This is a genomic window from Thermaerobacillus caldiproteolyticus (assembly GCF_015326725.1).
GTDB lineage: Bacteria > Bacillota > Bacilli > Bacillales > Anoxybacillaceae > Thermaerobacillus > Thermaerobacillus caldiproteolyticus.
In genome coordinates this window covers 3,017,484-3,042,080 of sequence record NZ_CP064060.1, presented here as the reverse complement: position 1 = coordinate 3,042,080, position 24,597 = coordinate 3,017,484, and the positions used below count along the sequence as shown (strand labels likewise).

Genomic DNA, 24,597 nt, shown 5'->3' with positions numbered 1-24,597 from the left:
GTATTATTGCTTCTTCTCTTTTATTTTTGTGAAAGAGGTTGTATCATATGTCTAAATTGTCTACGTATTTCTCTTTAGTTATGGTAATGGTATTTTGGGGGGCAAACGTTGTCGCCGTGAAAATACTGGTTTATACGTTTGCGCCGATTACGATTACGGCATTTCGTATTTTTATCGCTTCTCTTACGGTATTTTTAGTTTTGGGCATTGCGGGACAATGGAGAAAAGTGGCCGCTAAAGAAATGTTAATGATGTTTGTGACAGGGTTATTGAATGTCGTTGCCCATCATTATTGTTTAGCGACTGGATTAACAAAAACAACTGCTTCTAATGCCGGAATTATTTTAGGGATGTCTCCATTGTTGACGGCGCTGTTGGCCCTCATTTTTTTGCGTGACCGGTTTCGGGCCGCCAAATTTATCGGTATTATCTTTGGCTTTGCAGGGGTGATTTTTATCGTCACTCATAGCTCTGCGAAAATCGGCGCTGTTTCTCTAGGAGACATGCTTATTTTCCTGGCGGTATTGGCACAGGCAGTCAGCTTTATTTTCATTAAAAAATTAGCGGCAACCATTGATGCGAGATTGTTGACAGGATGGATGCTGTTGTTTGGGTCGGTGGTTTTATTTTTAGCGAGCTTGTTTATCGAGCCGGACGGTTTATTGCGATTAAAAGAAGGGAAAATAACAACTTGGTTCATTTTTTTAGCCTCGGCGATATTGGCGACCGGATTAGGCCAAATGATATATAATCGAGCGATCCACAGTCTTGGTGCAGCCGAATCAGCCATCTTTATTAACTTATCACCATTTGTTTCGCTAGTTGCCTCTTCTTTATTTTTAGGAGAAACCATTCATGTTGTACAGTGGTTCGGCTTTTTCTTTATTGTTGTTGGCGTTATGCTTGCATCAGGAGCTGTAGAAGAGGGATTTTCTAAGATGATGCGGGCATTTGGGCAAAGAAAATTGATGGGATAGAGGCGGTGATGTTGACTTGAATCCGTTTGTTTCCGTTGTCGTTCCTACATACAATCGGTCATATCCGCTTGCGGAGTTGCTGGAATCGCTAAGCAGGCAAATATATCGCCATTTTGAAGTGGTGATTGTCAATGATGGCGGTGCGCGTGTTGAACAGGTTGTGGCGTTGTATCCTGAATTACAAGTGAATGTCATCCACTTGGAAAAGAATATCGGACATGTCGAGGCAAGAAATATTGGGGTGAAGGCAGCAAAAGGCGAGCTCGTCATGCTTTGCGATGATGACGATTTATTGTTGCCTTGTCATATGGAACGAATGGTGTCGGAAATTACGGATGTAGACTTTGTTTACTCCGACGTAGAAATTTTTCATTACAAAGTCGACAACGGGCAACGCGTACCGACGGATCGGTTTTTATTTGCATACGAGTATGATAAAGCAGCGATGCGAAAATTTTCGACGTATGTTCCATCTGGGAGTTTGTATCGAAAAGACATTCATGTATCGCTTGGCTATTTTGATCCTCATGTGCACAATTACTGGGATTGGGACTTTTTTTTGCGCGTGTCAGAGACGTTTCGCATCAAGCGAGTCGCTGCGGCGAGCGTATTGTATGCTTTTTCGCAGGAGGGGGATCATTTGTCGCGACAAATGAGCGACAAGCGGCAAATGTATTTGAACCGATTAAGTGAAAAACACGGGCTTGGGCCATTGCCGACGAAAAACTTTTGGCTGCTTCTTCAAGAGCCGGAAGTGGCGAAGCGAAAAGCGGGAAGCCAAATCATCTGGGACGGAAAACCAGTGATTTCTCGATTATGTTCGTTAGCGAAGCAATAGATCGTTGTTTTTGCAGGGGGCGCTGAACAACATTTGGTGATTTGCCATCTTTTTTAACTGTCCGAAGGTCAAGATTCCCGCTTACCTGCCGCGCATTCGCGTGACTTTCGACCAATCAAAGTACAATAGCAGGTAAATAGATGTACCTGCCAAGCTACTTTTGCTCAGTCGTGGACACCAAAAATCAACAGATACTTTAACACAGTTTTTTTGTAAGAAAGTTACTGTTGGCATTGACGAGTGTTTTTCTGTTTTGCTATTATAAATAGCAAAACACGAATATACTGTGACGATGATGGATGGATAGTAGTTGATCCCTCTCTTCTAGCAGCGAGCCGGGGATGGTGGAAGCCTGGTGAAGACGGTCAATGAAACGGCAGTCCGGAGTTGCTTTTCATGGAAAAGTGGATGTGAAAAAGTGTTTTTTCACATCAACTAGGGTGGAACCGCGGGAGTTACGCTCTCGTCCCTAGGCGCAAGGCCTAGTGGCGAGAGCGTTTTTGTTTTTCAAAAAAATGAGTGAGGAGGAAACATGATGACAGTGACAATGGAGCAAATCGTTGCTCATGCGAAGCATCGGGGCTTTATTTTTCCGGGGTCGGAAATTTATGGTGGTTTAGCGAACACATGGGATTACGGTCCGTTAGGGACGGAATTAAAAAATAACATTAAGCGGGCTTGGTGGAAAAAATTCGTTCAAGAATCTCCTTATAATGTTGGTTTAGACGCGGCGATTTTAATGAATCCGAAAACGTGGGAGGCGTCTGGTCACTTAGGGAATTTCAATGACCCGATGATCGACTGTAAAAGCTGTAAGGCTCGTCATCGCGCCGACAAATTAATTGAAAACGCGTTAGAAGCGAAAGGCATTGAAATGATTGTTGACGGCCTTCCGTTTGAAAAAATGGAAGAGCTCATTAAAGAGCACAACATAGTTTGTCCGGAATGCGGCAGTCAAGATTTCACGAATATTCGTCAATTTAATTTAATGTTTAAAACGTTCCAAGGCGTAACGGAATCAAGTGCAAATGAAATTTATCTTCGCCCGGAAACGGCACAAGGAATTTTTGTCAACTTCAAAAACGTCCAACGTACAATGCGGAAGAAGCTCCCATTCGGTATTGCACAAATTGGCAAAAGCTTCCGCAATGAAATTACGCCGGGTAACTTTACGTTCCGTACGCGTGAATTCGAACAAATGGAGTTGGAGTTTTTCTGCAAACCTGGTGAGGAGTTAAAATGGTTTGATTACTGGAAACAATTTTGTGAACAATGGCTGTTGACCTTAGGAATGAAACGCGACAGCATCCGTCTTCGCGACCACTCGAAAGAAGAATTGTCGCACTACAGCAACGCGACAACAGATATCGAGTATAAATTCCCGTTTGGATGGGGAGAGCTATGGGGCATTGCCTCTCGTACGGACTATGATTTAAAACAACATATGGAGCATTCAGGAGAGGATTTCCATTATATTGACCAAGAAACGAATGAACGTTACATTCCTTACTGCATTGAGCCGTCGCTTGGGGCAGACCGCGTCACGCTTGCGTTCATGATTGATTCGTACGAGGAAGAGCAGCTCGAGGATGGTACGACGCGTACGGTCATGCGCTTACATCCAGCGCTTGCGCCTTATAAAGCAGCTGTGTTCCCGTTATCGAAAAAGCTCTCGGACGGAGCGCGCAAAATTTTTGAGGATTTAGCGAAACATTTTATGGTTGATTATGATGAGTCTGGTTCGATCGGCAAACGCTATCGCCGTCAAGATGAAATCGGCACTCCATTTTGTATTACGTATGACTTTGATTCTGAAGAAGACGGCATGGTCACGGTGCGCGATCGCGACACGATGGAACAGACGCGCGTCCCAATCGCAGAATTGAAAAACTTCTTAGAAGAGAAAATTCAATTTTAATAAGAAACGGTGCAGAAAGTGTTTTTTCTGCACCGTTTTATTTGTTTATAGGAGGTGTTCTTGTGGTACATTAATGATGAATGTCAATCTACAAAATAGGGGTTTTGTATATGGCTATTTTAAAAAATGATTGGGCACCTTTATTAGAAGAGGAGTTTCAGAAGCCGTATTATTTAAAATTAAGAGAATTTTTAAAAGAAGAATATCGAACAAGAACAATTTATCCTGATATGTATGACATCTTTAATGCGCTTCATTATACGCCATATGAACAAGTGAAAGTCGTTATTTTAGGGCAAGACCCGTATCATGGTCCAAATCAGGCGCACGGCTTAAGCTTTTCCGTCAAACCGGGTGTTCCTTTGCCGCCGTCGCTGCTCAATATTTTTAAAGAGCTGCATGATGATGTAGGTTGCTATATTCCGAATAACGGTTATTTAGTTAAATGGGCAAAGCAGGGCGTGTTATTGTTAAATACGGTGTTAACCGTGCGACGAGGCGAGGCAAATTCCCATAAAGGAAAAGGATGGGAATTTTTCACTGACCGCGTCATTGAACTCGTGAACGAAAAACAAGAACCGGTTGTCTTTATTTTATGGGGACGGCATGCGCAAGCGAAAAAAGAGCTGATTACAAATAAGCATCACTACATTATCGAAGCGCCTCATCCAAGCCCGTTTTCCGCGGCACGCGGTTTTTTCGGAAGCCGGCCGTTTTCGAAAACGAATGAATTTCTAACAAAAGTCGGTCGCGGTCCGATTGATTGGCAAATTGAAAATATATGAGGAAAGCTGAAGCGGTGTTTGCTACATAAAAGTTAAGCATATGTGTATGGACAAGGCTGTCCTAGTGAAGTAGCCAGCCTTGTCTCATCGTTATACTAGTTTGTAAATGCGGGCTTCGTGCGGGCGCATGTGTAGCACCGCACCATGTTCTTGTATATCTTCGTAATTGCCGAGCAATAATTCACGTTTGTAAGATGCTAGCGGTGCAGGAAGTTCATAGTCATTGGCGTGGTCACAATGATTTAAGACGATGAGCCAGCGTTCGCTATCGAGTTCGCGTGTGTAAGCATAAATATACGGCTCTGTTTCCGTATAATCGCGGAAAGTTCCGTATACCATGACCGGATTCTCTTTTCGTAATTGAATGAGTTTTCTGTAATAATGGTAGACGGAATTTGGATCTTCGAGCGCTTGCTTGACGTTAATATCCTTATAGTTTGGATTAACTTTGATCCACGGTGTGCCTGTTGTAAACCCAGCGTGTCGGCTGTCGTCCCATTGCATCGGTGTCCGTGAGTTGTCGCGACTCAATGGCTGCAAGCTTTCGAGCACTTCTTGTGGATCACGTCCTTTCGCGACTTCTTCTTCGTATTTATTTTTCATGGCGATATCGTTATAGTCGTCAATCGACGAAAAACGAACACCGGTCATGCCGATTTCTTCCCCTTGATAAATATATGGCGTTCCCGGTAATGTATGCAGCATTGTTCCGAGCAACTTAGCGGATTCGAGGCGGTACTCTTTGTCATTGCCGTAGCGCGTCACCTGTCGTGTATGGTCATGATTGTTTAAAAATTGCGAATTCCAGCCTTTTCCCCATAATGCTTCATACCAACGTTTTTGAATTTGTTTAAAGCGGAGCGGTTCCCAGCTTGGCATTTCGTCACATACTTCAAAATGGAATAGTGTATGCAGTTCATGGCGGTCTTCGGCGACATATTTTAGCCCTTCTTCTGGCGACGCGAATGCGACTTCACCGACGGTAAAAATGTCGTAATGTTTGAATACTCGTTCGTTCATTTCGCGCAAATAGTCGTGAAGGCCAGGGTTGTTGGTTAAATAGCGGATATCATTCGGGTTAGCGGCATCCGGGAATCCTTTTGGTTTTGCTAGTAACGCGATCGCGTCTAAGCGAAATCCGTCAATTCCTTTATCAAGCCAAAATCGCATCATTTTATAAATTTCTTCACGCACCTCAGGATTTTTCCAATTCAAATCAGGTTGTTCGACGGCGAACGAGTGAAAATAATATTGTTCTGTCGTTTCATCGTATTCCCACGCTGATGGGGTAAAATATGAACGCCAGTTGTTTGGTTTGTCGCGCCAAATGTACCAGTCGCGTTTCGGGTTGTCTTTTGATGAACGCGACTCTAAAAACCAAGGATGCTTGTTGGATGTATGATTGACGACAAGATCCATAATGAGCTTCATGTCGCGTTTATGTACTTCGTCAAGAAGCGTTTCCCACGTTTTCATCGTTCCGGCTTTGTCCATGATTGTATAGTAATTGGAAATGTCGTAGCCGTTATCTTTATCCGGTGATTCATAACATGGATTGAGCCAGATGACGTCGATGCCCAGATGTTTGATATAATCGAGTTTTTCGATTAATCCTTGCAAGTCGCCGTAGCCATCGCCGTCTGAATCATAAAAACTGCGCCAATATACTTGATACACAACCGCTTCTTTCCACCACGTTTTTTTCATCGTATCCCCTCCAATAAAACGCTTTCAATTTGAAATGTCACTGTCTATAGGATACCATTGAATCAGCGGAAAAAGAAAGATGGGAGTGAAAACGTTTTGGATATATCGGTAACGGCGATTTTAACGAAAATGACCAAAGAGGTGCAAAAGGCACATGCAACGGACAATGTACAACATCTTCGCGAACATATTGCTGCTGTTCGTATTCTTTGCGATCTCATTTTAGAAGGGGATAGTCAAGTCGAAACTTCTATTTCTGTTCCTTCTTCTCCTTCTTTCACAGAGTTGACTTCATCGGAAATAAAAAAAGAACGAATCGATATCGGTGATGACGCAAACGGACCATCTTTGTTCGATTTCTAGAAATTGGAGACGTTCCCCTCCGATAATCTATGATGATGAGGGAATAACGCTCAATAAGTGGAGGTGACGATATGCAAGAACGTTTTGATTTTTTTCTAGTTTTGGTTTTTTCGAAGAGGATCACCCGATAAAATTAGCCTATGATCGTTGCGAAGTATATGTTAACGGCGATTTTGTCGGTTATAAAACATTGCTGAATTAAAGCGAAGATATTGTTGATTTAGAAGACTTTTTGCGTAATCAAGGATTTTCAGAAGTGACTGCTCGTGCCAATGGAGAGCATTACGACATTAAAACAGATGAAGATTCGGCTGAGCCAATTAAGCAAGTATTGGAAATGTACTTAAAACAACGATAATGTCGCCCTTCTTAAGCAGAAGAGTTTTTCTTTTGGACGCGAATGCGTTATGATAATGGTAGAATTTATAAGCGAGGGGACGAAAGTAGATGAAAGCATTTGTATTGCTTGGGGCCATCAATGCGTTTTTGGCTGTGGCGCTTGGTGCGTTTGGGGCGCACGGACTTGAAGGAAAGATTCCTGACCGCTATTTGGAAATATGGAAAACAGGTGTACATTATCAAATGTTCCATACGGTCGGATTATTTGTCGTCGCGTTTTTATTGGCAAAATGGCCGAACGTTGGTCAATTAACAGTTGCGGGTTGGATGATGCTTGCCGGGATTATTTTGTTCTCTGGAAGTCTGTATGTATTGAGCGTCACGCAGATCAAGCCGCTGGGGGCCATTACTCCGTTTGGAGGCGTCGCCTTTTTAATTGCTTGGCTGCTGATCGGATATGCCGCTGTAAAATATTTATAAAGAAAATAGGGTTGCGATACGGCAACCCTGTTTTTTTATTGATACGAAAATATAAAATTTCTAGCTTAGGCATCATCAGCTCGAGTCGCTCCGCCCCACGCTGCGGGGGAAGACACGATGTTCGGCATTCAGTAAAAAGAGTCGAATGAGATCTCCTCAATAGAGCTTGTTTCCTCATCGTCATAGGCAGGTGCCTTGTCGCTTTTCTTAACGAGGAGCATACGTGCTAAGTCCCGCTGTCCCTCCAGCGAATGGATATTGGTAGGTAATTTCTTCATCAAATGTAATGTAATCGAGATAAATCATTGGCAATAAGTAGCGCATACCCGTTTGCGGATCGCTTAAAATTAAATGGTCGCGTCCGGCTGCTTCGATGGTGCCGCGAAATACTTTTGCGTTCCATTCACGGTTGTTTTCGAACGTCATATAAACCGTGGCCATTTTTCCTTTATTCAAGCGCAAAATGTTTTCAATGTACGATTCTTCAATTGGCAACATGCCGGGTATCGCTGGTTGGCTTGCGGTCGTTGGTGTTTGTGCTGCAAAGGATGGAGGTTGTAGCCCAAAACCGGTTGCCGGCGGGGTTGTTGGTTGTTGGTACGGTAAAGGTTGTTGATAATATGGATAGGCAGTCGGATAGTATGTTTGCGGATACGTATAACCATATGGATAGTATTGGTAAGATTGTTGGCGTTCGTCTTCAGACACGTTCAAAGTTGGTTCATACGGATTTGTTGTCATACGGGAACCTCCTAAATCAAAAATTTAATAAACTCTTGGACATTCGTTCGGCGATGGCGCGTAAAAGCAATGGGATTTATAACGACCGGCGTTCCATTGGTTAAACCATTGTGCCGGGCAATTTCCCGCCGGTTTAAAAAACCACAGTGAGTTCGTAGCGGGATGATAGCGCCAGCCGCGAATCACTTGGCGGGCTAATCCAATGTCGATGTCTCTGGCACGTTGGTAAAAATATCCCTTTTGAATAGCTTCAAAGCCGCCGGGACTTTGGAATACCATTTGGCGAATCGATCGCAACCCTTGAAAATCGAGGCAGTTCGCAATGACACGGTTAACTCCGACGTTCCCTACCATCAACATGCCTAATCTTCCATCGCCTTCTGCTTCTGCCCGCATCAGTCTCGCTAATAATTTCACATCCTCGTCGTTGCAAGCAACAACAGCCATTTTGTGTCACCTCATCCCGTCTTTTTCTCGACAATAATAGGCTATTGTAAAAGCGGAAAATGGGTGACACGAAAAACAAATTTTTATGAACGATTTCTGATTTATATTTATGGAAAAGAACAGCGTCATATGACAAGAAAAAGAGCATTGTCCAAAAAAAATTATGGGGATGTCTACCTTAAGACATCCCCACTTTTCATTTATACGTGTAAAAACGATGATACTTGCTCTGTTGATAAACGATTGCCTACAAAGAAAGAGCCGAATTCCCCGTAACGAGCGCTTACCTCATCAAACCGCATTTCATAGACGAGTTTCTTAAATTGTAATGCGTCATCAGAGAATAAGGTGACGCCCCACTCATAATCATCAAAACCAACTGAACCTGTAATGATTTGTACGACTTTTCCAGCGTATTTGCGTCCTGTCATACCGTGAGCGCGCATTAGGTTGCGGCGCTCTTCCATTGGGAGCATATACCAGTTATCATTTCCTTGACGGCGCTTGTCCATTGGATAGAAGCAAATATGTTTTGTTTTCGGCAAAATTGGGAAGAGACGGCGGCGCACTTCTGGGTTTTCGTATGGATCACTGCCATCAGAAGGCAAGTAGTTGCTTAATTCAACGATAGATACATATGAATACGTTGGCACAAGGTATTCGGCCAATTTTGTTTTATTGAGAGCTGTTTCGATCTCGTTTAGTTCTTCCATTGTCGGACGTAAAATCATGAACATGATATCTGCCTTTTGGCCAACAATGGTGTAGATAGCATGGCTTCCTTCTTTTTTATCTTCTGTCTCTTGCCACTTTTCTACTAATGATAAAAACTCATGGATTGCGGCTTGACGTTCATCGCTTGTAAGTGTTTTCCACGCGGTCCAATCAATCGAACGAAAATCATGAAGGCAATACCAACCTTCGAGCGTTTGTGCTGCTTCGCTCATTACTTTCACTCCTATGCTAAGTATTTTATAGTTTTACTATAACATAGTTTGTCCAATAAACGCTCGAAAGTCACAAAATCAACAATGTGACTGAATTATTTTAATAAAAAGACTATTTTTTGTAAGGGCTTAACTTGGTTGCGTTTCCCCATAATAAGAGTATCCTAGTAAATGGATGATTTTAATATATTGAGGAGGAGCTTTTGTGAGTGATCTATTTTCTGCCTTGAAGGAAAAAGTGGTTGGAAAACAGCTAAAAATTGTTTTTCCAGAAGGATTAGATGAACGTATTTTAACGGCAGTGAGCCGTTTGGCTAATGAAAATGTATTGAATCCGATTGTGATTGGCAATAAAGAAGCGGTGGAGAAAAAGGCAGCAGAAATCGGCGTAACGCTTCCAAACGTTGAAATCGTGGATCCAGAACAATATGAGGCAATGGACGAGCTTGTGGACGCGTTTGTAGAACGCCGTAAAGGTAAAGTATCAAAAGAAGAGGCACGCACAATTTTATTAGATGAGAATTACTTTGGCACGATGCTTGTGTATATGGACAAAGCACACGGATTAGTGAGCGGGGCGGCTCATTCCACAGCGGATACAGTAAGACCGGCATTACAAATCATTAAAACAAAACCGGGCATCCGCAAAACGTCAGGTGTGTTTATTATGGTGCGCGGTGATGAAAAATATGTGTTTGCGGATTGTGCGATCAATATTGCACCAGATAGCCAAGACTTAGCAGAAATTGCTGTAGAAAGCGCCAACACAGCGAAAATGTTTGACATTGAGCCGCGTGTGGCGATGTTAAGCTTTTCGACAAAAGGTTCGGCTAAATCGCCGGAAACGGAGAAAGTGGTCGAAGCGGTTCGCTTAGCGAAAGAAATGGCTCCTGATTTAACGCTTGATGGAGAGTTTCAATTTGATGCTGCTTTTGTTCCATCTGTCGCGAAAAAGAAAGCGCCGGACTCTGTCATTCAAGGCGATGCGAATGTGTTTGTTTTCCCAAGTTTAGAAGCAGGAAATATCGGTTATAAAATTGCACAACGCCTTGGCAACTTTGAAGCGGTTGGACCGATTTTACAAGGGCTTAATAAGCCAGTGAACGATTTATCGCGCGGCTGCAATGCTGAAGACGTGTACAAGCTTGCCCTCATTACTGCAGCGCAGGCTCTATAAGGAAAAGGAAGGGTTTGACTAAGGAGTCGAACCCTTTTCTTTTGAATTGTATGATATAATCCTCTCGTAGAGATTATGGCAATGAGGAGATTTATCATGATACATGAACTATTACGACAGCCAAAATGGCGAATTATTGACCAATCTCATGTTGGTCCAATGTTTGATGCGAAACAATCGTTTGCGATTGATGATACACTTTGTACGACAGTGGGACAAGGGGTATCCGATGCGGTCGTTCGCACATGGGTTCATCACGATACGGTCGTATTGGGGATTCAAGATACGAAGCTTCCGTATTTGCAGGAAGCGATTTCGTTTCTAGAAAAGCAAGGCTACCGCGTCATCGTTCGCAATTCCGGAGGACTTGCGGTTGTTCTTGATGAGGGAGTTTTAAATATCTCGCTTATTTTTCCGGAAACGACAAAATCGATTGACATTCACCAAGGCTATGATGCAATGTGGGAACTGGTTAAATATATGTTTTCCGCCTACAATGTGAACATCGAAGCAAGGGAAATTGTTGGTTCGTATTGTCCCGGAAGTTACGATTTAAGCATTGGTGGGAAAAAGTTTGCAGGAATCTCACAGCGCCGCGTGCGAGGTGGAGTTGCGGTGCAAATATATATATGTATAAGCGGCAGCGGCTCGGCACGGGCGGAACTGATTCAGCAATTTTATGAGCGTGGTTTAAAAGGAGAGAAAACGAAATTTACGTATCCAAGCATTGTTCCAGAGACGATGGCTTCGTTGTCAGAATTGTTGCAGGAGCCATTGACCATTCAAATGATGATGCTTACACTGTTGCGGACGCTTCAATCGTTAGGTGGCAAGCTTTATTCGTCTTCGTTGACAGCCGAGGAGCAATCATTGTACGAATATTATTGGCAACGAATGATCGAGCGAAATGAAAAGATGCTATAAAACACCGCCTGCCTTTCCCTTGCGGTCGTTTTTTTAGGGGCGGCAGGCGGGCCATTATTCAGCAATTTTTTCTAAATTTCCGTTTTTGTCCATTTTAAACTTTAGTGTTTGTCGCTCTTCTTCTTCTTGTAATGCAATTTTTCGTGCTCTGTTCATAATTCGCATTAATGTTTCATATTCCTCTTGCATGGAAGAAGAATCTTCTTCTAGTTTAGCAATTTTCTTTTCTAGTTCTTCATTTTTCGCAAGAATTTCTGCTTTTTCTTTCTTTAATTGCTCATTTTCTTTTTGCAGTGCTTCATGGTTAGTATGAATGGATTTGAATGTCTGCAAAAAGGCGATGACATGGTCAAGCGTCATCGTTGTTGATTCGGTAGAAGCAGCCGGTGACGTTGGTAATTCTACGATTTCTCCTAACTCCTCTAATGAAGGAACCGGAGGAGTATACAGCAATTTTTTGCGAACCGGCTGATGCTTTCCAAGGAGCCGCTGTCGTTCCTTCCGCTGTTTTTTTGCTAGTTGTAACGCTTGTTCATATTGTCTGCGCACAACAGCGTTCCAGCGAAATCCGCAGGCAGCGGATGTCCGATTAAGCTTATCTCCTACTTCTTCAAACGCGTTCAGCTGTGTGCTTCCTTCGCGCACATGGCGCAATACTGTTTCAGCTAATAATAAATCATCTTCTTCTGTCCATGCATCTTGTCGTTGTTTCATACTCTCAACTCCCTTTTTTGTATGATAGGAAAGTATAAATTTTAAAGGAGAACTGTCTAGCGCAAGCGACCAGCCAGTTTGCTTTTTGAATCGGCATTGATGCAAAAGTTGCGCAACGCAAAGTATGACTTAAAACGTGATATTTTAAGCAGTTCGGTGTCAAACTAGTCCCTCGGGGTGCGGGTGAAGAACCTTTGCTGGCCGCACTTAGAGAGCGCCTGCGCTTTCCTTGTTTGCTAGTAGTAGCATAGACAAAAAAAAGACATTTTATACGACTTTTAGTTTTTATGAATGAAAAATTATGAGAGTCTTAACTAGCGAGTGTGAATAACTTGCATTAACGGCAGAGAAACGGTAGAATACACGTTAGTGTAAAAATGTCGAGCTTATAGAAAGGATGAACATTGATGGCAAACGAATTTCGCGTATGCGATGATTGCCAAGCCACCAATTTAAAAACGCTGTTGCCGCGGCTTAAGAAACTTGATCCAGACGCTACGATTCAAATTGGTTGTCAATCGTATTGCGGTCCCGGTCGAAAAAAAGCGTTCGCTTTTGTGAATAACCGCCCGATTTCTGCGGCAAATGAGGACGAATTAATCGAAAAAATTGCCCAAAAATTAAACAAGCGCTAAAAAAATCGCCTTCATTTTTTGATGAAAGGTGATTTTTTTGTTTCTATTTTTAGGAAATACTATAAGAGAAAAATCAAGTATTTTTTTGTAGATAGAAACGGCTTATAATAGATTCATGTTAGAAATGGAAGAGGGGATAAAATGGCGTATCCCGGCGGACAATTAAGTGAAGAAAAAGTATTTAAAGACCCTGTTCATCGGTACATACATGTTCGTGACAAAGTCATATGGGATTTAATTGGAACAAAAGAATTTCAGCGCTTGCGCCGCATTAAGCAGCTTGGTACGACATATTTAACGTTCCATGGTGCGGAGCATAGCCGATTTAACCATTCGCTCGGCGTGTATGAAATTATTCGTCGTATTATTGATGATGTATTTGTCGGTCGGGAGCATTGGGACCATAGTGAGCGGCTGTTATGTTTATGTGCGGCACTGTTGCATGATTTAGGTCATGGTCCATTTTCTCATTCGTTTGAAAAAGTGTTTCATCTCGACCACGAAGATTTCACACAGGCGATTATTTTAGGCGATACGGAAGTGAACGCCGTTCTAAAACGGCTGGGTGATGATTTTCCGAAAAAGGTCGCCGAAGTGATTGCGAAAACATATCGAAATAAGCTTGTTGTCAGCTTAATTTCGAGCCAAATTGATGCCGATCGAATGGATTATTTGCTTCGTGATGCGTATTACACAGGCGTGAGTTACGGCAACTTTGATATGGAGCGCATTTTACGCGTCATGCGCCCGCGAGAAGACCAAGTCGTCATTAAGCGGAGCGGCATGCATGCGGTCGAAGATTATATTATGAGCCGCTATCAAATGTACTGGCAAGTATACTTTCATCCAGTGACGCGCAGTGCGGAAGTCATCTTGACGAAAATTTTGCATCGTGCCAAACATTTATATGAAGAAGGATACGATTTTCAAACGAAACCTGTCCACTTTTATTCTCTTTTTACGGGAAATGTGAATTTACAAGACTATTTAAAACTCGATGAAGCGGTCATCTTGTTTTATTTTCAGCAATGGCAAGACGAAAAAGATGAGATTTTAAGCGATTTATGTCGTCGTTTTGTCCATCGGCATTTATTTAAGTACGTCGAATTTAGCCCGACGAATGAGCAGATGAAAAAGTTGATGGAGCTGACATTGCTGTTTAAAAGGGCAGGCATTGACCCGGAATATTATTTAGTCGTTGATTCCTCGTCGGATTTGCCGTATGATTTTTACCGCCCTGGCGAAGAAGGAGAGAGGCTGCCGATTCATTTATTAATGCCAAATGGAGAGCTTCGTGAGTTGTCGAGGGAATCAGCGATTGTCGATGCGATTTCCGGAAAAAGGAGAACGGATCATAAATTGTATTTTCCAGACGATTTCATTTATGATTTATCAACGAAGCGTGCGGCAAAGAAAAAGATTATTGAAATATTAGAGGGTTAGGAGATGACGGGGAGTGTTAACAGAGCATGCAAAAGTGATGAAGGCGTTTGCGGCGGCAGGGGAAATCGTCGGTCGAAAGAAATTGCAAAAAATGATTTATATCGCGAAAAAACTACAGTTCCCTTTTTACGAGAAGTTTGACTTTCATTTTTACGGTCCGTATTCGGAAGAATTGACATGGCGCATTGAGGAGCTTTGCAATTTAGGCTTTTTGAATGAAGTGAAAGAGAAAAAGGGCGGCTATTTTCAATATCGTTACACATTAACGGAAGCCGGTGAGGAGTTTTTAAGCCACTACGATATTGATATGCCTCATTTACAAGAGTGTCTGCAAGATATGAACGAGCAAAATTCGCGGTTTTTGGAATTAGTATCGACTGTTCTTTATTTTGAAAGTTTAAGTAAAGATGAAGTGAAAGAAAAAGTATTTTCATTAAAAAGCAAGCAGCGCTATACGGAAGAAGAGATTGAGCAGGCGTATGCGTATATCGCCAAGTTGCGCCATAAAGTGCAAAAAGAAGTCCGCATGTAACGGACTTCTTTTTTAATGTGGCAAGAATGCAAGTTGATAGAAGAATAGGACGGCAAATACATAAACAAGCGGATGGACTTCACGCCATTTTCCGCGCGTAATTTTTAAAAGTGGGTAAGAGATAAAGCCTAAGGCGATTCCGGTAGCGATGCTCGATGTTAGCGGCATGCTTAAGATAATGAGAAATGCCGGGAATGCCTCATCTAATTGGTCCCATTGAATGCGCGCGATGTTGCCGATCATCAGGCTGCCAACAATGATTAAGGCTGGCGCGGTAATCGCGGGAATGCCTGATACTGCACCGACAAGCGGCCCAAAAAAGGCAGAAAGAGCAAATAAAATGGCCACCGTCAATGCTGTTAAGCCTGTGCGCCCTCCGGCTGCAACTCCAGCAGAAGACTCGATGTAGGCTGAGGTTGGGCTTGTTCCAAACATGGCTCCAATAGTTGTGGCAATGGAGTCGGCTAAGAGTGCTTCACGGGCGCGTGGCATTGTATTTCCTTTCATGAGTCCTGCCTGTTGTGCGACTCCGATCATTGTTCCGGTCGTATCGAAAATCGTGACAAGCAAAAAAGAAAAGACAACGGCATATAATCCATGGTGCACAACGTCACCGATGGCTGTTAGGGGATTCGCCATGATGAGTCCTTCCGGCAAAGATGGCATCGAAACAAATCCTTTATCAAATTTGAGTTGTCCTGTCAAATACGCAACAATCCCCGTGACGACCATGCCAAAAAAGAGTGCTCCATTGACGCCAAGCGACATGAGAACGAGCGTCACGGCTAAGCCGATGAATGTTAAGATCGCTGATGGAGAGTGTAAATCACCCAGCGCCACTAAGTTTTGTGGGTGAGCTTGAATAATGCCTGTTAAGCGAAGGCCGATAAACGCAATAAACAAACCAATTCCTGCCGTAATGCCATGTTTTAAATTTTCTGGAATCGCTTCAATCAGCTTACGACGCAATGGCGTTAGTGATAAAATGACAAAGATGATTCCAGCGACAAAGACAGCTGAGAAAGCGACCCCGTATGAAATATTTCCGTGAGAACCGACCACGGAATAAGCGAAATAGGCATTTAGTCCCATTCCTGGTGCGATGGCAATCGGATAATTCGCGAATAGCGCTATCCAAAGCGTTCCGATAATCGTAGCGATAATGGTTGCGGTAAATACTTGTTCAAACGGGACACCGGCATCCGATAAGACGACCGGATTCACAACGACAATATATACCATTGTCAAGAAAGTCGTTAAACCAGCGAGTATTTCTGTTTTTGCGCTTGTTTTATGTTCTGACAGCTTAAACATCTGAACCTCCAAAAAACGAACGTTTTATAAAACATATATTATAATATTCGTTTTTTTAGAGGAATGCAATAAAAAATAAGAAGCTATCTAGTAGCTTCTTAACTGTTGGTTATTATTCGTCACTCAGACGTTTTCCGGCGATAGCGTAATGGTTTTTTGACATTTCTTCAATAAAGACAACGATTTTTTCTTTTGGTGCTCCTGTTGTTTCCGCAACAGCTTCTGTTACTTTTTCAACAAGCGCTTTTTTCTGTTCTTCCGTGCGTCCTTCAAGCATTTTTACGGTTACGTAAGGCATGTCGTTTGTCTCCTTTTCCATATTATGTATTGTCACTTAATTATTATACCATGAACGTAATAACCGCGGTCCACTTTTTGTGAGGAATCATGTATACTGATAGTAAACATTATAAATAAAGAAAGAAGGAGAAAAACGAACGTGGAAAATCTTTTGCCATATTCGATCGGTGAAATTCCTTATGTGTTGATGACGTTAGCGATCGCATTTTCTGTTCACGAATTTGCTCATGCGTATGTTGCTTATAAGTTTGGCGATCCGACGGCAAAAAATCAAGGGAGGTTGACGCTGTCGCCTTTCGCCCATTTAGATATTTTAGGGATATTGTTAATTTTTATCGCAGGGTTTGGATGGGCGAGGCCGGTTCCGGTGAATCCATATTATTTTAAGAATCCGCGTCTTGCTGGGATTCTCGTGTCGGTTGCTGGTCCTCTTAGCAATCTTGTGCTGGCGGCAGGGGGGATTCTCGTCTGGTACAGCATGATCCGGTTTGGTGTGATGACGATGATACCAGATTGGTTTGCCGCTGGTTTTGATTTGTTTTTTCAGATTTTTATTGGCTTAAACGTGTTACTATTTATTTTTAATTTACTTCCGTTTCCACCTTTAGATGGATACCGAATTATCGAAGATTTAGCTCCTCGCAATATACGAGCCAAAATGACGCAATGGGAGAACTATGGAGCGCTTATTTTTCTTATTCTTGTGTTCACACCGCTTGATCGATATACAATTCACCCGATTTTCAATGTCGCAATTCCGTTTGTTCTTCAGCAATTACAATCGTTTTTCTCCGCGTTGATTTTTTAACATGCATGTAAGGAGGGGGCTCTATGGAGCAAAAAAAGAAAAACATTGGATTTAACATTATTAAAGATGATCCAACCGATGGTCATGGCGGTTTTGGAGCAGGAGCGTTAAGCCTTGAGAACGTATCGCCGGTCATTATTGATGTCGAGGCAGGAGAAGCGTTTGTCGATATGGGGGCAATGCATGCTCGAAGTGCGGTAGAAAGAGGGATTAAATTTACACCGAACCGTGAGGAAGTGCCGAATGGAAAACCGTATTGGCTCGTGTGGGTCACGGTTGACCGGAAAGAAGAAGGACCTTATTATGCGGGAGTGACGGCGTGCGAAATGACGGTTGACCGTGAAACTCGCCGTGGTTATAAAATGTTGCCGGAGCATGTCAATCGTCTTGATAAATCGCTAAAGCGTCGCATTATTGTTGATCATATGGACGAGAAATCGAAACGCGTGTTAGCTGACTTTTTAAAACAGCATGATATCAATATGTGGAATCGTTCGAGTGATGAATTAAAAAATGGATTAGGTTTAGTTGATTAGGAATATTTTTCTATATATGTGACGATTTTGTGAACGTACTTAGGCAAAGGCTTGAGCTTTTTTTGGAAAAAGAGTAAACTAAACCTACATGCATAACACAATAAAACTAGGACAAGAAGCCCCCCAAGCATTTTGCTTGGGGGGCTTCTTTAAAACCAGTTAAACCATTTTTCAAACCAGTTTTTATTTTCTTCTTCTTTGTGTGTCTTCTTTTTCTTCTTTTTGTGCAAATGATCGGTACAATACTCTGTTGGTTCTGTTCCAGCAATATAGTAGGTGAGGCGTTTGACCGGACATGCTTTTGTTGCTAATTTTCCATTATCCGGATTGATATAGACGCCGACTACCCCTTTTGTTGGCTTAAATGTTTTCGCTGGTTTTCCTTGGAGGCTTTTTTCCATAAATTGTACCCAAATTTTTTTGGCATATTGCTTTTCAGCGACTTTGTCAATTGTTTCCGCTCGATCGTAACCGGTCCACACCCCTGCGACAAGTTGCGGCGCATATCCGATCATCCAGCTATCGGTTTCTGTCGTTCCTGATTTTCCGGCGTAATGGCGGGTAATTTCTTTTAAAATCGTTTGTCCTGTTACAGTTGTGTAATCATTGAGTTTCGGGTCAAACATGCCGGTCATTAATTGAGTCGTTACGTAAGCCGCGTCGGGATCAAGCACTTGTTCATTATTTTTTTTGTATTCGTAGATGATTTCGCCTTTGTGATTAACGACCTTTTTAATAAACACAGGTTCGACTTTTTTTCCGTTATTGGCAAGGATGCTGTAGGCGTTCACCATGTCGATCACTTTGACTGGTGACGTTCCTAACGCCAGTGACGGAACGGCTTTTAATTTACTTGTAATTCCTAGTTTTTTTGCGGTGTGAACGAGCTGCTCTTCCCCAATAAATAAATGCGTTTTTACGGCAAAGACGTTATCCGATAACGCGATCGCTTGGGCAAGGGTAATTGTATCATTTGCGTAATAGTTATTATAGTTATGCGGCGTATACGTCGATTTTCCATCATCAAATGTAAAGGTCGTTAATTCGCTCCGCATTTGTGTGGATGGCGTAAATCCGTGTTTAATAGCCGCATAATAAAGAAATGGTTTAAAGGTAGAACCCGGTTGTCGCTCGGCTTGTACGGCGCGATTGAATGGGCTTTTCTCATAATCCCTTCCGCCAATAAGCGCTTTGACTTCGCCGGTGTGCGGATCCATCGCGACAAGGGCGGCTTGAATCGCCGAGTTCGGGTCAATCGTATCACGAATTTGCTGTTCTGCAATGGCCTGCATTTTTGGGTCAAGAGACGTATAGACGCGCAATCCTCCCATCTCAATTGTGCGCTCATCAAGACCTAATTTTGTCCGCAGTACATGTTTGACGACATCTTGGAAATACGGTGCGATTTGCCTTTTAATGACTTCATGGTGACGCGAATAAACGAGCGGAGCTTGATAAGCTTTTTCCGCTTCCTTTTTGCTGATGTAACCGCTTTGTACCATCGATAATAGCACCGCTTTTTGTCGTTCTTTTGCCCGTTTTTCGTTAATGAATGGAGAATAGTAAAACGGCCCTTTTGGAATACCAGCTAGCATGCTGGCTTCGCTTAATGTTAGTTGCTTGGCAGTTTTACCAAAATAGTAATTAGCAGCGGCTTCAATTCCGTATGCTCCATGACCGTAGTAAATAGTATTTAAGTACCCTTCTAAAATTTCCTTTTTGCTATAATTGGTTTCAAGTCGAATGGTATATAATGCCTCTTGCAATTTCCGTGTCCATGTTTTATCGTGGCTTAAAAATAAATTTCGCGCATACTGTTGTGTAATCGTGCTTGCTCCTTGTACTTTGGCCATTGCTTTCATATCTGCAATAAGGGCAGCGGCAATTCGTTTCACATCAAAGCCGTGATGTTCGAAAAATTTCCTATCTTCGACGGCAACCGTTGCCTCAATTACATATGGGGAAATCTCATCAAGCCCTACCCAATACCGCTTTTGTCCGTTATCACTTTCGCCGATTTTTGTGCCGTCGTCAGCATAGAAAATCGTTGTTTGCGGCACTGCTAAGGGAGGAGCTCCTTCGAACTTGGCAAACGCGATAAAGCCCCCGATGGCAACAGTGAATAAGATTGCTAGGATGAGGCTAATAAATACGAACGCACGAATGTATTTCAATGTCCCACGAAACCGGCTGCTTGGGATGATTTCCAACGTTCATCACCTCATGATGTTATTTGTATTAGTATGAAAAGATTTTTCCTATTTTAAACATTTTTCTAGCAACTTTTACTTGAAATTTTGCTAGATTGCTCTATACTTTTTCATGTTTGGTTTTTTCTTAGCAAGGGAAAGATAAAATATTATAAGTGTTGTTACATTTAATGGAAATGGAATTATAAAAGAAAGGGTGTTCAAAGTGGAATTATGGTTTACAGAAAAGCAAACAGAGCATTTTGGAATTACGGCGAAAATTAGACGCACTTTACATACAGAACAAACAGAATTCCAAAAATTAGATATGGTGGAAACAGAAGAGTTTGGAAACATGCTTATTTTGGATGGCATGGTAATGACAACGCAAAAAGATGAGTTTGTGTATCACGAAATGGTCGCTCACGTGCCGTTATTTACTCACCCAAATCCAGAAAATGTCCTTGTTGTTGGCGGTGGCGATGGTGGCGTTATCCGTGAAGTGTTAAAACATCCAAGCGTCAAAAAAGCAACATTGGTAGAAATTGATGGGAAGGTTATTGAGTATTCGAAAAAATATCTCCCTGAAATTGCCGGAAAATTGGATGACCCGCGCGTTGAAGTGAAAGTGGACGACGGATTTATGCATATTGCTCAAAGTGAAAACGAGTATGATGTCATTATGGTTGACTCTACAGAACCAGTAGGTCCAGCGGTGAATTTATTTACAAAAGGCTTCTATGCAGGAATTGCGAAAGCATTAAAAGAAGATGGAATTTTCGTAGCGCAAACCGATAATCCTTGGTTTAAAGCGGATTTAATTCGCAGCGTACAACGCGATGTTCGAGAAATTTTCCCGATTACGCGACTTTACATTGCCAACATTCCAACATACCCAAGCGGCATGTGGACGTTTACGATCGGCTCGAAAAAATATGATCCGCTTGAAGTGAGCGACGAACGATTCCATGATATTGATACAAAATATTACACAAAAGAACTTCATAAAGCTTGCTTCGTTCTTCCAAAATTTGTTGCCGATTTAGTGAAATAAGGGGGACCATTTATGCGATTTGATGAAGCTTATTCGGGGAACGTATTTATTAAAAGCCATCCGAATTTTGAAGAAAGCGAAGCCGTTATTTACGGCATGCCGATGGATTGGACGGTAAGCTATCGCCCTGGTTCTCGATTCGGCCCAACGCGCATTCGCGAAGTGTCTATCGGTTTAGAAGAGTATAGTCCGTATTTAGACCGCGAGCTTGGGGAAGTAAAATATTTTGATGCTGGCGATATCCCGCTTCCGTTCGGAAATGCGCAGCGCAGTTTAGATATGATTGAAGAGTTTGTTGACAAAATTTTGGCAGCAGACAAGTTCCCGCTTGGTCTTGGTGGAGAGCATCTCGTCTCTTGGCCAGTCATTAAGGCGATGTATAAAAAGTATCCAGATTTAGCAATTATTCATATGGATGCGCATACGGACTTGCGCGAGCAGTACGAAGGAGAACCGCTTTCTCATTCAACGCCGATTCGCAAAGCCGCAGAACTGATCGGGCCGAAAAACGTTTTCTCATTCGGCATTCGTTCCGGAATGAAAGAAGAATTTGAATGGGCAAAAGAAAACGGTATGTATATCGCCAAATTTGAAGTGCTAGAGCCGTTGAAAGAGGTACTTCCGAAACTCGCGGGCCGACCTGTGTATGTGACAATTGACATTGATGTATTAGACCCGGCCCATGCGCCAGGAACCGGAACGGTCGATGCTGGTGGTATTACATCAAAAGAGCTATTGGCAGCGATTCATGAAATCGCGAAATCCGATATTAAAGTGGTTGGAGCCGACCTAGTAGAGGTGGCGCCAGTGTATGACCACTCCGAGCAAACTGCCAATACCGCAAGCAAACTCGTTCGCGAAATGATTCTTGGTTGGGTGCAAAAACGAAAATAATGGCTGACAACCCTGTCTCTCGTCAGAGGCGGGGTTTTATTTATGAAGTAGCACCTAGACTCTTGAACATTGTAAAAGCATTCCTTTATACTTAATAAAGTTACAATGTGTTTGTTTATAAGGAAGGGTTTATCGTGGAAAAAACAAACGGAATCCCGATTCATCTCAAGCAAGTCACGGACATTCGAGATGGGTTTCGCAAAGAGACTGTTGTGTTTGAAACAAATGGTTTATACTACGTAAAAGAAAATGCTGTGTATTTAACCTTTGAGGAAGAACAAGAAGCAGGCAAAGTGAAAACGGTTGTCAAAATTACGGATGAGGAAGTGAGAATACTTCGTTCCGGTGCGATTCATATGCGTCATGTGTTTCGCAAAAAGGAAGAAACGGTTGGGCATTACGAAAGTCCAATCGGTACTTGGACAATGAAAACAAAAACAGACAATATCGAATTTCGATATAGCGAAAAAACGAAAAAAGGGCATTTATTTTTATCTTACATGCTTGAATTGCAACGTGAACAAGTAGGACGTCATACGATCACGATGACATTTAAGGAGGCATAGGTCATGAACATTGTCGAACAAATGAAGGAACGAATAAAGGAAGAAATTAGAAATGCGGTGTTAAAAGCAGGGCTTGCGAACGAAGAGGAAATGCCGAACGTCATTTTGGAAGTACCGAGGGAGAAAGCGCACGGGGACTATTCAACAAACATGGCGATGCAGCTGGCGCGCATTGCGAAAAAAGCGCCGCGTGCGATTGCTGAGGAGATTATCAATCATTTTGATAAAACGAAGGCATCGATTGAAAAAATCGACATTGCTGGTCCCGGCTTTATTAACTTTTACATGAACAACCGTTATTTAACGGATTTAATTCCGACGATTATTGAAGCCGGAGCCTCTTATGGGGAAACGAATGTCGGACAAGGTGAGAAAGTACAAGTCGAGTTTGTGTCCGCGAACCCAACGGGTAATTTGCATTTAGGCCATGCTCGCGGTGCAGCGATTGGCGATTCATTATGTAATATTTTAGCGAAGGCCGGCTTTGATGTAACGCGTGAGTATTATATTAACGACGCCGGCAACCAAATTTACAACTTAGCAAAATCGGTGGAAGCCCGCTATTTTCAAGCGCTAGGCCTCGATAAAGAGATGCCGGAAGACGGATATTATGGCGACGATATTATTGAAATTGGGAAAAAACTTGCTGATGAGCATGGCGACCGTTACGTTCATATGGATGAACAAGAGCGTTTAGCGTTTTTCCGCGAATATGGGCTAAATTATGAATTGGACAAGATTAAAAAAGATTTAGCTGATTTCCGCGTCACGTTTGATGTCTGGTATTCAGAAACGTCTTTATATCAAAACGGAAAAATTGATCAAGCGTTAGCGACATTGCGGGAACGGGGTCATATTTATGAAAAAGATGGCGCGACATGGTTCCGTTCGACGACATTCGGTGACGACAAAGACCGCGTCCTTATTAAGCAGGATGGTTCTTATACGTACTTGCTCCCAGATATTGCTTATCACCAAGATAAATTACAGCGCGGTTTTACGAAGCTGATTAATATTTGGGGTGCGGACCATCATGGGTACATTCCGCGCATGAAAGCGGCGATTGAAGCGCTTGGTTATGATCCTAATGTGCTTGAAGTGGAAATTATTCAATTGGTAAGTTTGTATCAAAACGGCGAAAAAGTGAAAATGAGCAAACGTACCGGCAAAGCGGTGACGATGCGTGACTTAATGGAGGAAGTGGGACTTGACGCGACACGTTACTTCTTTGCGATGCGCTCTAGCGATACGCATCTTGACTTCGACATGGATTTAGCCGTTTCTCAATCGAACGAAAATCCTGTGTACTATGCACAGTACGCCCATGCGCGCGTCTGCAGCATTCTTCGTCAAGGCGAAGAGCAACAATTATCATACGAAGGCGAATTGCAGCTTGATCATATTCAATCAGAAAAAGAGATCGATCTATTGAAAAAACTTGGCGAATTTCCAGAAGCGGTAGCAGAGGCAGCATTAAAGCGAATGCCGCATCGCATTACAAACTACATTTTTGAACTAGCTTCCGCTTTGCATAGCTTCTATAATGCAGAAAAAGTATTGGATTCAGAAAACAAAGAGAAAAGCCGCGCGCGCCTAGCGTTAATGAAAGCCGTACAAATCACGCTGCAAAATGCGCTTGCGTTAATTGGTGTATCTGCCCCAGAAAAAATGTAGATTTCGTCCCATATTATGTATAACGAGTGGGAAAAGAAGGGGATGGCCTCTAACTTTTTGAGTCATCCCTCTTTCTCATGGGCATAATGACAATAAAAATGAAAATGGAGGAAGTCATGATGAAAGAAGTTATTTTATCATTGATTACCGGCATGGTCGTCGGTTTTTTATTTACGTTGTTTCGCTTGCCTATTCCAGCTCCGCCTGCGCTAGCAGGTATTTCTGGCATTATCGGTGTCTATTTAGGGATGAAAGTATTTCAATGGATTAGTTATTTTTGGAAATAAATAATGTT

General features: G+C 42.5%; 27 protein-coding genes. 19 read left to right on the top strand and 8 right to left on the bottom strand.

The annotated features are described in order from the left end of the window. The first annotated feature begins 47 nt into the window (after positions 1–47). The 4 genes from ISX45_RS15240 (at position 48) to ISX45_RS15225 (ending at position 4,518) form a co-directional block, all read left to right on the top strand. Complete coding sequence (locus ISX45_RS15240) at positions 48–977, top strand: DMT family transporter (protein WP_194519355.1); 930 nt, start codon at positions 48–50, stop codon at positions 975–977. A gap of 16 nt (positions 978–993) precedes the next feature. Further along, positions 994–1,815: a glycosyltransferase family 2 protein gene (locus ISX45_RS15235; RefSeq protein WP_181555330.1), complete on the top strand. Its 822-nt coding sequence runs from the start codon at positions 994–996 to the stop codon at positions 1,813–1,815. A 535-nt stretch (positions 1,816–2,350) separates the two neighbouring features. Beyond that, positions 2,351–3,733, top strand: coding sequence for a glycine--tRNA ligase (locus ISX45_RS15230; protein ID WP_194520730.1), 1,383 nt, complete (start codon positions 2,351–2,353; stop codon positions 3,731–3,733). Positions 3,734–3,843: 110 nt separating this feature from the next. After that, entirely contained in the window at positions 3,844–4,518 is a 675-nt protein-coding gene (locus tag ISX45_RS15225; protein WP_181555332.1) for a uracil-DNA glycosylase, read from the top strand. 90 nt (positions 4,519–4,608) lie between these two features. Here ISX45_RS15225 and ISX45_RS15220 read toward each other — a convergent pair whose 3' ends face one another. Further along, on the bottom strand, positions 4,609–6,225 hold the full coding sequence (locus tag ISX45_RS15220; RefSeq protein WP_194519354.1) for a glycoside hydrolase family 13 protein: 1,617 nt from the start codon (positions 6,223–6,225) through the stop codon (positions 4,609–4,611). A gap of 96 nt (positions 6,226–6,321) precedes the next feature. Here ISX45_RS15220 and ISX45_RS15215 point away from each other — a divergent pair, with 96 nt between their 5' ends. The 3 genes from ISX45_RS15215 (at position 6,322) to ISX45_RS15205 (ending at position 7,407) form a co-directional block, all read left to right on the top strand. Next, positions 6,322–6,588: a YwdI family protein gene (locus ISX45_RS15215; protein ID WP_181555334.1), complete on the top strand. Its 267-nt coding sequence runs from the start codon at positions 6,322–6,324 to the stop codon at positions 6,586–6,588. Positions 6,589–6,820: 232 nt separating this feature from the next. After that, the gene (locus ISX45_RS19955) at positions 6,821–6,946 is read left to right on the top strand and encodes a hypothetical protein (protein WP_267240182.1); all 126 of its coding nucleotides are present in this window, start codon (positions 6,821–6,823) and stop codon (positions 6,944–6,946) included. An 89-nt stretch (positions 6,947–7,035) separates the two neighbouring features. Continuing rightward, a complete protein-coding gene (locus tag ISX45_RS15205; protein ID WP_181555335.1) occupies positions 7,036–7,407 on the top strand; it encodes a DUF423 domain-containing protein in 372 nt (123 codons plus the stop codon). A 207-nt stretch (positions 7,408–7,614) separates the two neighbouring features. On the opposite strand, the gene gerQ is transcribed toward ISX45_RS15205, so the two are convergent. From gerQ to hemQ, 3 genes are all read right to left on the bottom strand, one after another. Next, positions 7,615–8,148 carry a spore coat protein GerQ gene (gene gerQ, locus ISX45_RS15200; protein WP_194519353.1) on the bottom strand — a complete coding sequence of 178 codons (534 nt, stop codon included), beginning with the start codon at positions 8,146–8,148 and terminating at the stop codon, positions 7,615–7,617. A gap of 24 nt (positions 8,149–8,172) precedes the next feature. Beyond that, positions 8,173–8,595 (bottom strand): cell wall hydrolase, encoded by a 423-nt coding sequence (locus ISX45_RS15195; protein WP_194519352.1) that lies wholly within the window; start codon positions 8,593–8,595, stop codon positions 8,173–8,175. A 200-nt stretch (positions 8,596–8,795) separates the two neighbouring features. Then, positions 8,796–9,542, bottom strand: a complete 747-nt coding sequence (gene hemQ, locus ISX45_RS15190) for a hydrogen peroxide-dependent heme synthase (RefSeq protein ID WP_194519351.1) — start codon at positions 9,540–9,542, stop codon at positions 8,796–8,798. A gap of 205 nt (positions 9,543–9,747) precedes the next feature. Here hemQ and pta point away from each other — a divergent pair, with 205 nt between their 5' ends. Beyond that, on the top strand, positions 9,748–10,719 hold the full coding sequence (gene pta / locus ISX45_RS15185; RefSeq protein ID WP_194519350.1) for a phosphate acetyltransferase: 972 nt from the start codon (positions 9,748–9,750) through the stop codon (positions 10,717–10,719). Between the two features lie 96 nt (positions 10,720–10,815). Then, positions 10,816–11,643 (top strand): octanoyl-[GcvH]:protein N-octanoyltransferase, encoded by an 828-nt coding sequence (locus ISX45_RS15180; protein ID WP_194519349.1) that lies wholly within the window; start codon positions 10,816–10,818, stop codon positions 11,641–11,643. 54 nt (positions 11,644–11,697) lie between these two features. Here the strand turns inward: ISX45_RS15180 and ISX45_RS15175 are convergent, their stop codons facing one another. After that, a complete protein-coding gene (locus ISX45_RS15175; RefSeq protein ID WP_181555341.1) occupies positions 11,698–12,357 on the bottom strand; it encodes an RsfA family transcriptional regulator in 660 nt (219 codons plus the stop codon). Positions 12,358–12,764: 407 nt separating this feature from the next. Here ISX45_RS15175 and ISX45_RS15170 point away from each other — a divergent pair, with 407 nt between their 5' ends. From ISX45_RS15170 to ISX45_RS15160, 3 genes are all read left to right on the top strand, one after another. After that, on the top strand, positions 12,765–12,992 hold the full coding sequence (locus tag ISX45_RS15170; RefSeq protein WP_181555342.1) for a YuzB family protein: 228 nt from the start codon (positions 12,765–12,767) through the stop codon (positions 12,990–12,992). Between the two features lie 141 nt (positions 12,993–13,133). Further along, entirely contained in the window at positions 13,134–14,435 is a 1,302-nt protein-coding gene (locus tag ISX45_RS15165; protein WP_181555343.1) for an HD domain-containing protein, read from the top strand. Between the two features lie 13 nt (positions 14,436–14,448). Continuing rightward, complete coding sequence (locus ISX45_RS15160) at positions 14,449–14,967, top strand: YwgA family protein (RefSeq protein ID WP_181555344.1); 519 nt, start codon at positions 14,449–14,451, stop codon at positions 14,965–14,967. A gap of 12 nt (positions 14,968–14,979) precedes the next feature. Here the strand turns inward: ISX45_RS15160 and ISX45_RS15155 are convergent, their stop codons facing one another. Next, positions 14,980–16,281 (bottom strand): NCS2 family permease, encoded by a 1,302-nt coding sequence (locus ISX45_RS15155; RefSeq protein ID WP_194519348.1) that lies wholly within the window; start codon positions 16,279–16,281, stop codon positions 14,980–14,982. 112 nt (positions 16,282–16,393) lie between these two features. Continuing rightward, entirely contained in the window at positions 16,394–16,600 is a 207-nt protein-coding gene (locus tag ISX45_RS15150) for a 2-hydroxymuconate tautomerase (protein WP_267240216.1), read from the bottom strand. Between the two features lie 120 nt (positions 16,601–16,720). On the opposite strand from ISX45_RS15150, the gene ISX45_RS15145 reads away from it, so the two are divergent. Beyond that, on the top strand, positions 16,721–17,389 hold the full coding sequence (locus ISX45_RS15145; RefSeq protein WP_194519346.1) for a site-2 protease family protein: 669 nt from the start codon (positions 16,721–16,723) through the stop codon (positions 17,387–17,389). A 23-nt stretch (positions 17,390–17,412) separates the two neighbouring features. Next, positions 17,413–17,925 (top strand): YwhD family protein, encoded by a 513-nt coding sequence (locus ISX45_RS15140; RefSeq protein WP_181555348.1) that lies wholly within the window; start codon positions 17,413–17,415, stop codon positions 17,923–17,925. 149 nt (positions 17,926–18,074) lie between these two features. On the opposite strand, the gene ISX45_RS15135 is transcribed toward ISX45_RS15140, so the two are convergent. After that, positions 18,075–20,135: a transglycosylase domain-containing protein gene (locus ISX45_RS15135; RefSeq protein WP_194519345.1), complete on the bottom strand. Its 2,061-nt coding sequence runs from the start codon at positions 20,133–20,135 to the stop codon at positions 18,075–18,077. Positions 20,136–20,340: 205 nt separating this feature from the next. On the opposite strand from ISX45_RS15135, the gene speE reads away from it, so the two are divergent. The 5 genes from speE (at position 20,341) to ISX45_RS15110 (ending at position 24,589) form a co-directional block, all read left to right on the top strand. Next, the gene (gene speE / locus ISX45_RS15130; RefSeq protein WP_181555350.1) at positions 20,341–21,168 is read left to right on the top strand and encodes a polyamine aminopropyltransferase; all 828 of its coding nucleotides are present in this window, start codon (positions 20,341–20,343) and stop codon (positions 21,166–21,168) included. Between the two features lie 12 nt (positions 21,169–21,180). Next, a complete protein-coding gene (gene speB / locus ISX45_RS15125; RefSeq protein WP_181555351.1) occupies positions 21,181–22,062 on the top strand; it encodes an agmatinase in 882 nt (293 codons plus the stop codon). 134 nt (positions 22,063–22,196) lie between these two features. Beyond that, positions 22,197–22,628: a YwiB family protein gene (locus ISX45_RS15120; RefSeq protein WP_181555352.1), complete on the top strand. Its 432-nt coding sequence runs from the start codon at positions 22,197–22,199 to the stop codon at positions 22,626–22,628. A 3-nt stretch (positions 22,629–22,631) separates the two neighbouring features. After that, entirely contained in the window at positions 22,632–24,302 is a 1,671-nt protein-coding gene (argS, locus tag ISX45_RS15115) for an arginine--tRNA ligase (protein WP_194519344.1), read from the top strand. 119 nt (positions 24,303–24,421) lie between these two features. Further along, positions 24,422–24,589: a XapX domain-containing protein gene (locus ISX45_RS15110; RefSeq protein ID WP_181555354.1), complete on the top strand. Its 168-nt coding sequence runs from the start codon at positions 24,422–24,424 to the stop codon at positions 24,587–24,589. The last annotated feature ends 8 nt before the right edge of the window (positions 24,590–24,597 follow it).

Coding starts and splice junctions, on each gene's coding strand:
- ISX45_RS15150 (WP_267240216.1), bottom strand. CDS start 16,600: ATGGAAAAGGAGACAAACGACATGCCTTACGTAACCGTAAAAATGCTT.
- hemQ (WP_194519351.1), bottom strand. CDS start 9,542: ATGAGCGAAGCAGCACAAACGCTCGAAGGTTGGTATTGCCTTCATGAT.
- ISX45_RS15140 (WP_181555348.1), top strand. CDS start 17,413: ATGGAGCAAAAAAAGAAAAACATTGGATTTAACATTATTAAAGATGAT.
- ISX45_RS15175 (WP_181555341.1), bottom strand. CDS start 12,357: ATGAAACAACGACAAGATGCATGGACAGAAGAAGATGATTTATTATTA.
- ISX45_RS15165 (WP_181555343.1), top strand. CDS start 13,134: ATGGCGTATCCCGGCGGACAATTAAGTGAAGAAAAAGTATTTAAAGAC.
- ISX45_RS15110 (WP_181555354.1), top strand. CDS start 24,422: ATGAAAGAAGTTATTTTATCATTGATTACCGGCATGGTCGTCGGTTTT.
- ISX45_RS15225 (WP_181555332.1), top strand. CDS start 3,844: ATGGCTATTTTAAAAAATGATTGGGCACCTTTATTAGAAGAGGAGTTT.
- ISX45_RS15240 (WP_194519355.1), top strand. CDS start 48: ATGTCTAAATTGTCTACGTATTTCTCTTTAGTTATGGTAATGGTATTT.
- ISX45_RS15230 (WP_194520730.1), top strand. CDS start 2,351: ATGACAGTGACAATGGAGCAAATCGTTGCTCATGCGAAGCATCGGGGC.
- ISX45_RS15170 (WP_181555342.1), top strand. CDS start 12,765: ATGGCAAACGAATTTCGCGTATGCGATGATTGCCAAGCCACCAATTTA.
- ISX45_RS15180 (WP_194519349.1), top strand. CDS start 10,816: ATGATACATGAACTATTACGACAGCCAAAATGGCGAATTATTGACCAA.
- gerQ (WP_194519353.1), bottom strand. CDS start 8,148: ATGACAACAAATCCGTATGAACCAACTTTGAACGTGTCTGAAGACGAA.
- ISX45_RS15220 (WP_194519354.1), bottom strand. CDS start 6,225: ATGAAAAAAACGTGGTGGAAAGAAGCGGTTGTGTATCAAGTATATTGG.
- ISX45_RS15155 (WP_194519348.1), bottom strand. CDS start 16,281: ATGTTTAAGCTGTCAGAACATAAAACAAGCGCAAAAACAGAAATACTC.
- argS (WP_194519344.1), top strand. CDS start 22,632: ATGAACATTGTCGAACAAATGAAGGAACGAATAAAGGAAGAAATTAGA.
- ISX45_RS15195 (WP_194519352.1), bottom strand. CDS start 8,595: ATGGCTGTTGTTGCTTGCAACGACGAGGATGTGAAATTATTAGCGAGA.
- ISX45_RS15205 (WP_181555335.1), top strand. CDS start 7,036: ATGAAAGCATTTGTATTGCTTGGGGCCATCAATGCGTTTTTGGCTGTG.
- speB (WP_181555351.1), top strand. CDS start 21,181: ATGCGATTTGATGAAGCTTATTCGGGGAACGTATTTATTAAAAGCCAT.